This is a genomic window from Fictibacillus phosphorivorans (assembly GCF_001629705.1).
In the GTDB taxonomy this organism is placed as follows: Bacteria; Bacillota; Bacilli; order Bacillales; family Fictibacillaceae; genus Fictibacillus; species Fictibacillus phosphorivorans_A.
This window is the reverse complement of record NZ_CP015378.1, coordinates 2,505,236-2,518,138: the sequence shown is the minus strand read 5'-3', so window position 1 is coordinate 2,518,138 and position 12,903 is coordinate 2,505,236. Positions and strand designations below refer to the sequence as shown.

The following is a 12,903-nucleotide window of genomic DNA, read 5'->3' as shown; positions in this document are numbered from 1 at the left end:
GAGAAAGTCTATGACGTTAAAAATCGGCATCACCTGTTATCCAACTGTAGGCGGATCAGGGGTGGTTGCGACAGAACTAGGAAAACTATTAGCAGAAAAAGGACACGAGATTCATTTTATTACATCAAGTGTTCCTTTTCGTCTAGGAAAATTTTATCCGAACATCTTCTTTCATGAAGTAGAAGTGAACCATTATTCTGTGTTTAAATATCCGCCTTATGATCTAGCTTTAGCGAGCAAGATGGCAGAAGTGGCAAAACGAGAAAAGCTTGATCTTCTTCACGTTCATTACGCGGTGCCTCATGCGGTATGTGCGGTATTAGCGAAACAGATGCTAAACGATGAGATGAAGATCGTCACTACTTTACATGGAACGGATATTACGGTACTTGGCTACGATCCTTCACTAAGTGAAATGATCAAGTTCGGCATCGAGAAATCAGATGTAGTAACTTCGGTTTCTCATCAACTGAAAGCAGATACGTTAGAGCTGTTGAATATCAACAAAGAGATCATTCCTGTACATAACTTTGTAGACGAAAGAGTGTATTACAGAAGAAGCAACAATGCTGAGCTAAGAGAAACATACGGAATTCATGAAAACGAAAAAGTCATCGTTCATATCTCTAATTTTAGAAAAGTAAAAAGGTTAGAAGATGTGATCAAGTCGTTCGCCTTAATCCGAAAAGAACTTACTTCAAAGCTGTTATTGATCGGAAACGGTCCAGAACTAACGACTGCGTGTGAACTCGTGCGTGAGCTGGATATTGAAGATGATGTGTTGTTCTTAGGTAAACAAGAGAATGTGGGCGAATTGTTCTCGATCTGTGACCTGAAGCTCCTTTTGTCTGAAAAAGAAAGTTTTGGACTCGTGCTGCTAGAAGCGATGGCATGCGGCGTACCTGTTATCGGAACCAATATCGGTGGAATTCCAGAGGTGATCGTTGATGGCGAGACTGGTTATATGGTCGAGCTGGGGTGTCCAGAAACAGTAGCAGAAAAAGCGATAGCTCTGTTACAGGATGAAGAAAAATTAATGACGTTCCGGGAAAATTCTGTTAGACATGTAAAAGAGAACTTCTTATCCGACAAAATCGTCTCGATCTATGAAGATATCTATTATTCATTATTAGAGGATCATTCGGTATGAACGAGATGTTCGAAAACGCTCTACCGGTATTAAAGAGGTTAGAAGAAAAAGGATACAGCGCTTATTTTGTTGGAGGTTGTGTACGAGACCTTTTGCTTCACCGTCACATTAAAGATATCGATATTGCGAGTTCTGCTAGACCCGAAGATGTCCAGAGGATTTTTCCAAAGACCATTCCGGTCGGTATTGAACATGGAACGGTTATCGTGAGACACGACTCTGTGTCTTATGAAGTTACAACGTTTAGAAAAGAAGATGAGTATAAGGATTATAGAAGACCGTCAAACGTGTGGTTTGTCGATGACCTGAAAGAAGATCTCTCTAGAAGAGATTTCACCTTCAATGCGATGGCGATGGATACTTCTTTTCAGTTGATCGATCATTTTGGAGGCCGAGATGACCTAGAGCATAAACAGATTCGAACGGTTGGAGATCCGAATCTGCGCTTTTCAGAAGATCCACTACGGATCATGAGAGCGTGGCGGTTTATGAGTGTATTTGACATGACGATCGAAAGTAAGACCATCAATGCGATCAAAGATAAAGCACATTTACTGAAGCGTATCTCTACAGAACGAATTGCGATCGAATTTATCAAGTTGCTGCAAGGTGAACAACCGGGTAAAGTTCTACAATTTATGAAGAAAACATCTGTACTGGAGTATTTGCCTACTACGTTGCAAGAAAAGACAAACGATAGCTATCAAAAGTTTGAGTGGAACAAGTTAATTTCCGATGACCAGAGATGGACAGCGATCCTGTTATTATCTGTTGTGAGTGATGTTAGATCATTCTTGAAAAGTTGGAAACTTCCTAATCACATGATTAAAAAAGTTGAGATATTAAAAATTGCTTTTGAAATTGAATCTTGGAGCAAGATGGATTTGTATTGCTATGGCTTAGAGGTCGCATTATCAAGCATCACGTTAAAAAGTGCGATAGAAAAGAAAGATTATGCTCACGTGAAGGAACGACTTCATGAGCTACATAGCGAGATTCCGATCATCTCAAGAAAAGATATTCCGCTAGATGGCCAGGATTTGTTAAAGATTACGCAACGTGAGCCAGGTGTATGGTTAGGTAAGCTCCTAGAAGAGATGGAAAAAGAAATCGTTGAGGGAGAACTATCACTCGACACAGCTGCACTAAAGGATTGGGTAAAAAGGTGGGAGCCATGATGAAAGAAGCATTGTTGCACATGCTTACAGAGCAAGAAGGAGAGTTTGTTTCAGGTCAAGAGATCTCAAACAGACTAGATTGTTCAAGAACAGCGATCTGGAAACACATTTCTGAACTTCGTAAGAGCGGCTATACGATTGAAGCGGTTCAAAAGAGAGGATACCGACTGATCACGTCACCAGATGCGGTAACCGCAGAAGAAGTTTCGTTATATACAGGTAACGGCACATTCGGTAAGAAGATCACATACAGAGAATCAGTAAATAGTACACAAGAGATCGCACATGCTCTTGCTAGAGATGGTGAGGTTGAAGGAAGCATCGTACTTGCTGACGAACAGACCGGTGGGAGAGGAAGGTTAGGAAGAGCGTGGCAATCTCCTAAAGGAACAGGAGTTTGGATGAGCTTGATCTTAAAACCTAACATTCCTCTTCAAAAAGCTCCTCAGCTAACATTGCTAATAGCGGTAGCTGTGTCAAAAGCGATCGAAAAAGTATCAGGCATCGAAGCAGCGATCAAATGGCCGAACGATATTTTGATCAGCGGTAAAAAATCAGCTGGGATCTTAACAGAACTTCAAGCTGAAGCTGACTCTATCCATTCGGTCATTGTCGGCATTGGGATTAATGTGAACCAAGAAAGAAACCACTTTTCTGATGAAATCGCGGAGATCGCTACAAGTCTAGCCATTGAAGGCGGACAAACATACAAGCGAGCTGAAGTGGTGGGCGTGCTTCTTCAAGAGATCGAAACCCTATACCAACAATATTTGGAGAACGGTTTTGGCATGATCAAGCTGCTATGGGAATCTCGTGCGTTCAGTTTAGGAAAACGAATCACAGCGAGATCGATAACAGGAGCGATCACAGGTTATGCAAAAGGAATCACTGAAGAAGGTGTACTGCTCTTAGAAGACGATCATGGCGTTGTACACTCCATCTATTCAGCTGATATCGAATTTCCTTCTACTTAAGGAAAGTCCGTGATAAAATAATGTTGTAGGCGGTATCCGAGTGGAACTGCACTAATCTTGTCTAGTTTTAACCACAAACCTTATATCTGCCTAGATCCAAATTTAGGACCGGGACAGAGGGAGCAAACAATAAAAGTCTAGGATTTTTTCCTATGCCTTCTTCCTCTATTGGAAAGAAGGTTTTTTGCACTTCTGGCCCTGTTAGAGGCATTTTTCTGTTATGCAATGTTGCTTTTGAGAGATGTTGATTTTCGCTCCAGGTTGCTCGCTTTCCGCGGGACGACCGGTGAGCCCCTTGCCGCTTCGCGCCATTAAGGGTCTCACCTGACCGCTCGTCCCGCAGGAGTCTCGCACCTTGCGCTTCAATCAACTTGCTGTGATGACTTAGGTTAGGTTCATAAAGCAATAACCATTGAGAAAGAACCTATCAAAAGACATCGAAAACAACATTGTATGCTATGGAAAAAGTCAAACCAAAAACAGGGAGGCTTTATAATGAAAACGACGAAAAGTTTTCTTAAGATGAAGAGTGATGGCGAAAAGATCACGATGGTAACGGCTTATGATTACCCTACTGCCGTGATCTGTGAAAAAGCGGAGATGGATCTTTTGTTAGTCGGAGATTCTCTTGGCATGGTCGTACTTGGGTATGATTCAACGATTCCCGTGACGATGGAAGATATGATCCATCATACAAAAGCGGTAAAGCGCGGCGCTCCGAACACGTTTATCGTGACGGATATGCCGTTTATGACGTATCACGGTTCGATCGATGAGACGCTCAATAACGCACGAAGAATTCTTCAAGAAAGCGGTGCATCAGCAGTCAAAGTAGAAGGCGGAAAGAAGATCGTTCAGACCGTTGAAAGATTGACGGATGCAGGCGTTCCTGTCATGGGACACCTTGGTCTTACACCTCAGATGGTAGGTGTGATGGGTGGTTATGGTGTTCAAGGAAAAGAAGAAAGAGATGCAGAACGACTGATCGAAGAGAGTTTGTTGCTTGAAAAAGCTGGAGCGTTCGCTATCGTTTTAGAATGCGTTCCGCAACAGCTGGCTGAGATCGTAACAAAAAAATTAAGAATTCCTGTTATCGGAATCGGTGCAGGTAAACATACAGACGGGCAGGTCCTCGTCTACCATGATATGATCGGCTACGGTTTTCACCATGTACCAAAGTTTGTGAAAACATATGGAAACGTGAAGGATGTCATGGTCGAGGGACTTTTAAAATATAAAGAAGACGTAAGAACACAGCAGTTTCCAGAAGAAAGTCACAGCTTTAATATGAAGGCTGAAACGCTTCATTCTCTGTACGGAGGAGTTCAATCGTGAAACAGATCAATTCTATAAAAGACATGCAAAAACTGATCGCTGAAGAAAAAAGAGCGGGAAAAGTGATAGGATTTGTACCTACGATGGGTTATCTGCATGACGGTCATCTATCTCTGATCGAACGCGCGAAAAAAGAATCTGATGTGATCGTTGTCAGCATCTTTGTTAATCCGCTGCAATTCGGTCCGAACGAAGATTTTGACAGATACCCTCGTGACCTAGAGCGTGACGAAAAGTTGGCATTAAAAGCGGGAGCAGATGTGTTGTTTTTCCCAGATACGAAAGAGATGTACCCAAAAGAATCCGTCGTTACGGTTTCTGTAAACAAACGAGTGGATGCGCTATGCGGAGAAAGTCGAGTAGGGCACTTTGACGGAGTGGCGACAGTATTAACGAAGCTTTTTCATATCGTTTCTCCCGACTACGCTTATTTTGGATTGAAAGATGCGCAACAAGTGGCTGTGATCGAAGGGCTTGTTGAAGACTTTAACTTCCCGATAAACGTGATCGGGTGTGAGACAAAGCGTGAGGTTGACGGTCTTGCGATGAGTTCTAGAAACGTTTATTTGAATGATAGGGAAAGACAAGAGGCGGTGCATCTGAATGCATCTCTTATAAAAGCGGAAAAATGGCTTTTAGAGGGTGATAGTGGTGAGACCGAACAAAAGATGATAAAATACTTGGAGGAACATACGAGCGGTGTTGTTGATTATTGCAAGATTCTTTCGTATCCTGAACTTCTTCCTCCTACACCCCAATCGAAAAGATTGATCATTGCTGTAGCTGTAAAATTTAGCAATGCCCGTTTGATTGATAATGTCATCTTAGACAACATTTTATGTAGACCAGAAAGCGAGGAAGAAACATGTTCCGTACGTTAATGAAAGGCAAGATCCACCGTGCTACGGTGACTGAATCCAATTTAAACTATGTTGGCAGCATCACGATCGATGAAGATATTTTAGATGCTGTTGATATGATTCCAAACGAAAAAGTTCAGATTGTAAATAATAATAATGGTGCGCGTTTTGAAACGTATATTATCCCTGGTAAACGAGGATCTGGTGTTATGTGCTTAAATGGCGCTGCAGCACGTCTCGTGCAAGAAGGGGATGTTGTTATTGTTATTTCCTACGGAATGTATGATGAGACCGAAGCAAGACATCATGTACCGAAAGTTGCGATCATGGATAAGAACAATCGTGTACAAGAGATGCTCGGAGTTGAACCTGAGGCTACTATTTATTAATTCCATATATAAACCAGCCACAGGGGAATGAGGTGAAGGCTATGACACGGCGATTTGTCGTTATCGATTTTGAAACAACAGGAAATTCAGCAGCAAAAGGAGACCGAATTATCCAGATCGGTGCGGTCGCCGTAGAGGCAGGACAGATAACGGAAAGATTCTCGACGTTCATCCAGCCAGGCGTTCCCATCCCCCCATTTATTGAGCAATTGACGGGCATCAACGATGAAATGGTGAAAGATGCCCCGTTGTTTGAAGAAGTGGCACCAAAGCTCCTTCAGATGTTAGAAGGGGCTTATTTTGTTGCCCATAATGTGATGTTTGATTATTCGTTTCTGCAAGGTGAACTCGACCATGCTGGCTATTCCAGACTATCCATGCCGCTGATCGATACGGTTGAGATGTCAAGAATGCTTCTTTTAGGAGCAGACGGCTACCAGCTAGGGATGCTTGCCGATTATTTAGGGTTAGAACACCTTAACCCCCATCAAGCTGATAGTGATGCAGAAGTAACGGCGAGACTTTTGATTCATCTACTAGAAAAGCTAGAAAATCTTCCACTCGCAACACTTGAGAGGCTCACACCTTTTCTAAAGAAACTTCAGAGTTCATTAGAAAGCATCGTAGGGGATATGATCGCGGAGAAGTCAGCTTTTTTAGCAGATGAAGAGACATATGATTTTTATCGTAAACTCGCTCTTAAAAAGAGACCGGATTTTGTACAATCTTCAGATGATGATTTTACAGAGTTTAAAGACGAAGAAGTTCATGATCAGCTTCAGCAGCATATGCAGCATTATGAAGTGCGAAAAAGTCAGCAGAGAATGGTCGAACTCGTGGACGAGGCGCTTCATACGAATCAGCACCTTGTGATTGAGGCGGGAACCGGTGTAGGAAAATCACTCGGTTATCTCATACCGGGTATACGACATGCGAAGGAAAAAGACCGTCCACTTGTCGTTTCCACACACACAGTCCAGCTGCAGCAACAGCTGTTAGAACGCGATGTTCCTCTCTTAAAGAGGATCATGCCGTTTGATTTTACAGCGACTCTTCTTAAAGGAAGAAATCATTATCTATGTTTAAGAAAATTTGAACATACGCTGATGGATCATCACGATGACAACTATGATATGAACTTTACAAAAGCGCAACTCATCGTCTGGCTCACAGAAACGGAGACGGGGGATGTAGAAGAACTTTCGATGGCGTCAGGCGGAAAGCTGTTTTGGAACACGGTCAAAAGTGATGCCAATTCTTGCTTGAATCATAGATGTCCTTGGTTCTCCAGATGTTATTATCATAAGCAGCGAAGAGCAGCACATGAATCTGATCTTGTGATCACGAACCATGCGTTGTTGTTCACGGACTTAAAGTCTGAAAATCAACTGCTGCCCGCTTATAAAGAAGTCGTCTTAGACGAGGCTCATCACGTAGAAGAAGTCGTAAGTGACCATTTTGGAAAAGAGACCGATTATTTTTCATTTGTTAAGCTTCTAGACCGTTTATCGCAGACGGATGGAGACGGCATGATGAATACGTTTAGGGAGATTTGTGATCTTCTTGAAGTTCCAAAATACGAACATCATCTTGCCAATTGGGATACACTCTTCTCTGATGTGAAGAATGAGCTTGATGAGATTTTCAAGCAAATTAAGAACATCTGTCTAAAAAAAGCCAAATCATCTCGATCTACAGAGTTAACGAAATTAACGCTTCGTTATACAAAACAGGATATTGAAGCTGCCGCTTGGGAACCGGTTCTAGAGATGGAAGCACGCGCGCGTCAGTTTATGGGTGATCTTGTGAAACCTGCTAAACGTGTGTTAAAGAGCTTTGATCAGTACGAAGAACATTTAACGGTTCAGCAAAAAGGATTCTTAGTCGATCTAGAAGGCATCTTAAACGATCTGCAAGACGAGATGACAGATCTTCATCATTTATTGTCTTGCCCGTTATCGGAAGAAGTGTACTGGATGGAAGCAGAATCAAAAGGTCCGAGGCACGCGGTTACACTCTACGCGAAGCCGGTTGAGATCGATCAGATTCTAGCTGATAAGTTCTTTGGTAAGAAGAGCTCGGTCGTGCTCACTTCTGCGACGATGAGTGTAAAGAACAGTTTCCGTTATTTGAGTGAGAGACTTGGACTATTAGACTTTGGTCCGATCAGTGCACAGCTGCCTTCACCATTTCAATATGAACAACAAGCGAAGCTGATGGTACCAACTGATATTCCGCTCATTAACGAGGTGGATCAGAAAACGTTCGTTAAAAAAATCTCGTCTTCTCTGTACGAGATCGCAAAAGTAACGAAAGGACGCATGCTCGTTCTGTTCACTTCGTACGAGATGTTGAGAGAGACACATGGAGCGTTCAAAAGCTTGATGGATGCTGAAGAGTTCGTGTTGATCGCCCAAGGTGTAGATTCAGGAAGCCGGGCGCGTCTTACAAAGAACTTCCAGCGTTTTGATAACAGCATCCTGTTTGGGACGAACAGTTTTTGGGAGGGAATCGATATCCCGGGTGACGATCTTTCTTGCCTCGTGATCATCCGACTGCCCTTCACACCACCTGATCAGCCTGTGATGGCCGCGAAAAGCGAGAAATTAAAAGCAGAAGGCGGAAATCCGTTCTATGACCTTTCCCTTCCGCAAGCGATCATCCGCTTTAAGCAAGGGTTCGGACGATTAGTAAGAAGCAGTCGAGATAAAGGAGCCGTGTTCGTGTTCGACCGAAGAATGATCGAAACAAGATACGGAAAATCCTTCATTCAATCTCTGCCAAAGCTTCCGGTATCGATCAAACCGATCGATGAACTCGTGTCAGAACTGGATGATTGGATGGAATAAGATGAAAGAAGAAGCAGATTTTTTGCTTCTTCTTTTTTTATTGTTGATTGAGATTCTTACTTGTTTCTTCATTGAAAAGTTGAATGTAGCGTAAGGTTGCCGACTCCTATGGGACGAGCGGTCAGGTGGAGACTCCTAATGGCGCAAAGCGGCAGTCCGAAAAGAGGTAGTGACTCGTTCAGCCCCGACAAGCAAAAGGGAAATGGGCGAGGACGGCGCACTTTGCCTTCTTGACCGTTTAACTTTTGACCTCGAGGGGCTAGTCACTGCAACTAGACAAGAAGCTCACCGTTCGCCCCATGGAAAGCGAGCAACCTGAAGCGGAAGTCAACAGCTTTCATAACAAACAATCTTATTGCCGTTCGATCGACTGTCACAGAATCATGCTTTTGAGTAGTTTAAAGCGAGACAGAGCTCATCAGTTCTTTGAACGAGAAGGCTTTGATGGTTCTGTTAGTAGAGGCTTTAAAAAATATTTGTAGGCATTAACTTTAAAAGCAATCATCTCTTTCTACTAGAGATGATTTTCTTTTTGAAACCAAATAGTTACGTTTCTGATTTTTTAGGGCGTTTTTTGGTTCTTTATATGTTCCTAATAATAACCAAACAAACTTGGCTCACTGCTTTTTATTGATAGACAAGCTTTCCCTCTTTGGCATGTATCTTGCATAAAATAAAATGAATTTTCAAAAAATATTATAGATTCTCTTGTAGAAGTAGCTTTTTTGAAGAGAGTTCTATGAATGGAGGAGAAAGAATCCTTGAACAAAAAATGGATGTCTGTAACGTTGGCTATGACGCTTGGCTTATCACTAACTACCTCATCAATAAGTTTTGCTAAGAAAAAGGATGATTGGAAAGGAAACCTTGTGATTGCCGGAGGAGCTCTAGGGAGTAGCAATAAGGAAGTATATAACGAATTTATCAGTTTAGCAGGTGGTAAGAAAGAGGCCAAAATTGGAATCATACCTGCAGCAAGTAGTTCCTTAAAATCTTCCCAAAGCTTTAAAAAAGATCTCATTACATATGGGTTACATGAGCATCAGATCGAGATCGTTCCTCTAGCAAATCAAGATTTCAGCGGTACATCAGAAGATGAATCCAAATGGAGAAAAAACGCAAACAGGAAACGAATAGCAAACAAGATTGAGAATTATAGCGCGATCTGGTTTGTTGGTGGAGATCAGCTGCGAATTACAGATACATTAGTAAAACCGAACGGCCATCGGACGAAAGCATTAGACGCGATTTGGAAGATGTATAAGGAAGGTGGTGTCCTTGGAGGAACGAGTGCTGGTGCAGCCATCATGAGCGATGTGATGATTACCGGTGGTGACAGCTTAGGCGCACTAAACAAAGAGTTTGTTATGAAGAATAACCTAAAATCAGGTGAAGAATACGAACCATTGCATATTGAAAAAGGGCTCGGATTCTTTAAGTATGGCATTGTAGATCAGCATTTTGATGAACGTGCACGTCTTGGGAGACTGGTAATGACGGCACTAAAAGAGAAAACGAGGAATCAATTTGCTTATGGTGTAGATGAAGATACAGCTCTTATCGTGAACAACAAACAACAAACAGTAAAGATAGTCGGAAGAAGCGGCGTATCTGTTGTTGATGTTAGCAAAACGAAGGTGATTGATTCTGATAGTGCTCATTTTCAAGATGTTTATATCAGCCATCTCGTTTCAGGTGATACTTTGAATGTTTCTACTAAAGAATTTTTCATAAGCGATCATAAAGATGAGACGAACGAATATGAGTATTACGAATTCAAACCGCTTGATGCAACAGGAGTTTTTACTTCTTATGGAAGGTTGAAAGAATATCTCTCGTATTCCCTGATTGATAATACGACAACGAATGCTGTGAAAAGTTATTTGTACGATTCTAAAGGGGAAGGATTTCAGCTTACTTTTAGAAAAACGGAAAACACAAAAGGCTATTGGGGTTATAAAGACGGACAAAAAGACGACTATTCTTTTACAAACGTTGCTTTTGATGTAGCTCCTAAAAAGGTAAGTTTCAAAAAGAATGCAAATGCATTCACTGAGTACAAAAAGTCTTCATTTATCCCTCCAGTCATCGATCGCTCAGAACCGGTTAAAGGAAACCTGTTGATTGCTGGAGGTGCTTTAGGAAGCAGTAATCAGGACGTGTATAAAAAGTTCATTGATCTTGCTAAACAAAAAGAAGATTCCAGAGTCGGAATCATACCTGCTGCAAGCTCTAGTTTAGTTTCATCTAAGGCATTTAAAGAAGACCTCGTCCGATACGGGATGTCACCAGAGAATATTGAGATACTTCCTCTCGCTGTAACTGACGACAAAAAAACACCGGAAGATGAATCAAAATGGGCTGATTTAAATAAGAACGATCAAGAACTTGCAAAGAATGTTGAGAGACTAGATGCGGTTTGGTTTGTAGGCGGAGATCAGACAAAGATTACAGATTCGTTATTGAACAAGAACGGAACAAATTCAAAAGTATTGAACGCGATTTGGAAATCGTATAGAAACGGGGCAGTGCTTGGTGGAACGAGTGCTGGGGCAGCAATAATGAGTGATGTAATGATTGCCGGTGGAGGCAGTCATGATACACTAGCATCCGGATTTACGAATACGTATGACGGAATGCTGCAGCAAGAGGGAGGACCAGGTTATCTAGAACGAGGGCTCGGTTTTTTTGAACACGGCATCATTGATCAGCACTTTGATAAGAAAGCACGTCTTGGACGCTTGATCGCGGTAGCAGATGAAAAAGGTGAACCTAAGAATTTATCATATGGTATAGATGAGGACACGGCTCTTGTCATATATAACGAAGATAAAAAAGCTGAAGTTGTTGGAAGAGGAGGCGTAACGTTAGTCGATCTGTCTCAACAGCTAAGAAGTCCAGATTTTGGTCAAAGTCAATTTAAGAATATTAAACTATCTTGGATCAATCAAGGAGACATCCTCGATCTAAGAACGAAGAACATAATCATTAATGAGAAGAAAGAAAGCACGAAAGGCTACGAGTATTACGAACATATTGTCCCGCCTCATTCAGGTGTATTGAGTGGTCACAGCGTGTTAAACAAATTCATCTCTTATAATTTAGTTGATAATGCTGGAGCGGAGAGTGTAAAAAGCTACAGCTTTAATAACGGAAGGGGATTTGAGTTGAACTTTCGTAAGATCGAAGAAACAGAAGGTTATTGGGGATATACGGACGGGCAGAAAGATGATTATTCGTTCGTGAATGTTATTCTTGATATAACTCCGGTAAATGTAAAAATCAATTCAAAAAAATGATATTTCCATTTGTGACCGACCATATTTTATATCTGGTCGGTTTATTTTTGTTTACCTCTTGATTTAGGAAGCTAGTTTACAAAGTAAGCATAAACAAAGTCATTTTTCCTTCTTATTAAAGGATTCTAAAGTACCTTTTTCACCGATTTTCTGCTATAGTAAACAAGGAAAAGATTGATGTAAGAGGAGGAAGAACCGTGGAAAGCAAAATTGAAGTTCTTTCGACGCTAAAGGTGGACAAGTCGAGTGACTTGTATAAAGTAGTATCTGAACTGAACAAAACATTAAAGCATCAAGATTTAATGTTTGGGCTCGCGTTAGATGACGATAATAAAAATAAGATGATTTTTACGATCTATCGCACATAGGAAGGCTTAAATATGGGAAAAAAGTGGATACTTGTTGTTATTGGCATTCTAATCTTAGCAAGCTGGCAAGCTTATTATCTGTTTAATGGTGTTCAAGCAAAGCCCGCTAAGAAAGAAGCAGAAGCGGTTGAGATCGCAAAGAAAGAAGAGGACCTCGTTTCTATTACAAATGTGGATCACTTTTATAAGAATGAGACGTATTATGTAGTAGAAGGTAAGAACAAAAAAGGCACAAACAAGATCGTTTGGGTCGATAAAGACAAAAAGGTCACCTCTTTGAACGCGAAAGATGGACTTTCAGAGAAACAGATCCTGAATTATGTGAAACAGAACCATGATGCAAAGACGATCGTCGACAGCCGTCTCGGTATGGAAGACGACATTCCATTATGGGAAGTAGTCTATTATGACACGAAGGACCGTTACACCTACTTTTACGGCTATTTTGAAAGTGGTGAGCGATACGAAATCTATCGTCTGAAAGAATCAGATCAATAGAAA

At 41.5% G+C, this 12,903-nt stretch carries 11 protein-coding genes; all 11 read left to right on the top strand.

What is annotated here, in order from left to right; genetic code table 11:
- The first annotated feature begins 10 nt into the window (after positions 1-10).
- The 11 genes from bshA to ABE65_RS12940 all read left to right on the top strand — a co-directional run bounded on the left by bshA (position 11) and on the right by ABE65_RS12940 (position 12,900).
- Positions 11-1,150: an N-acetyl-alpha-D-glucosaminyl L-malate synthase BshA gene (bshA, locus tag ABE65_RS12980; RefSeq protein ID WP_066395616.1), complete on the top strand. Its 1,140-nt coding sequence runs from the start codon at positions 11-13 to the stop codon at positions 1,148-1,150.
- The gene (locus ABE65_RS12975; protein WP_066395615.1) at positions 1,147-2,328 is read left to right on the top strand and encodes a CCA tRNA nucleotidyltransferase; all 1,182 of its coding nucleotides are present in this window, start codon (positions 1,147-1,149) and stop codon (positions 2,326-2,328) included. Before bshA ends, ABE65_RS12975 begins: the two co-directional genes overlap by 4 nt.
- A complete protein-coding gene (locus ABE65_RS12970; protein ID WP_066395613.1) occupies positions 2,316-3,302 on the top strand; it encodes a biotin--[acetyl-CoA-carboxylase] ligase in 987 nt (328 codons plus the stop codon). Before ABE65_RS12975 ends, ABE65_RS12970 begins: the two co-directional genes overlap by 13 nt.
- A 495-nt stretch (positions 3,303-3,797) precedes the next feature.
- Complete coding sequence (gene panB / locus ABE65_RS12965; protein WP_066395610.1) at positions 3,798-4,637, top strand: 3-methyl-2-oxobutanoate hydroxymethyltransferase; 840 nt, start codon at positions 3,798-3,800, stop codon at positions 4,635-4,637.
- Complete coding sequence (gene panC, locus ABE65_RS12960; RefSeq protein ID WP_066395607.1) at positions 4,634-5,518, top strand: pantoate--beta-alanine ligase; 885 nt, start codon at positions 4,634-4,636, stop codon at positions 5,516-5,518. The genes panB and panC overlap by 4 nt, the downstream gene beginning before the upstream one ends.
- Complete coding sequence (gene panD, locus ABE65_RS12955) at positions 5,503-5,886, top strand: aspartate 1-decarboxylase (protein WP_066395605.1); 384 nt, start codon at positions 5,503-5,505, stop codon at positions 5,884-5,886. The genes panC and panD overlap by 16 nt, the downstream gene beginning before the upstream one ends.
- Positions 5,887-5,927: 41 nt before the next feature.
- Entirely contained in the window at positions 5,928-8,735 is a 2,808-nt protein-coding gene (gene dinG, locus ABE65_RS12950) for an ATP-dependent DNA helicase DinG (protein ID WP_066395602.1), read from the top strand.
- Between the two features lie 299 nt (positions 8,736-9,034).
- Positions 9,035-9,217: a hypothetical protein gene (locus ABE65_RS21900; protein ID WP_156499179.1), complete on the top strand. Its 183-nt coding sequence runs from the start codon at positions 9,035-9,037 to the stop codon at positions 9,215-9,217.
- Between the two features lie 279 nt (positions 9,218-9,496).
- On the top strand, positions 9,497-12,034 hold the full coding sequence (locus ABE65_RS12945) for a cyanophycinase (RefSeq protein ID WP_066400147.1): 2,538 nt from the start codon (positions 9,497-9,499) through the stop codon (positions 12,032-12,034).
- A gap of 197 nt (positions 12,035-12,231) precedes the next feature.
- Positions 12,232-12,402 carry a YpmA family protein gene (locus ABE65_RS21570; protein ID WP_082861427.1) on the top strand — a complete coding sequence of 57 codons (171 nt, stop codon included), beginning with the start codon at positions 12,232-12,234 and terminating at the stop codon, positions 12,400-12,402.
- A 12-nt stretch (positions 12,403-12,414) separates the two neighbouring features.
- Positions 12,415-12,900: a cell wall elongation regulator TseB-like domain-containing protein gene (locus tag ABE65_RS12940; RefSeq protein WP_066395599.1), complete on the top strand. Its 486-nt coding sequence runs from the start codon at positions 12,415-12,417 to the stop codon at positions 12,898-12,900.
- The last annotated feature ends 3 nt before the right edge of the window (positions 12,901-12,903 follow it).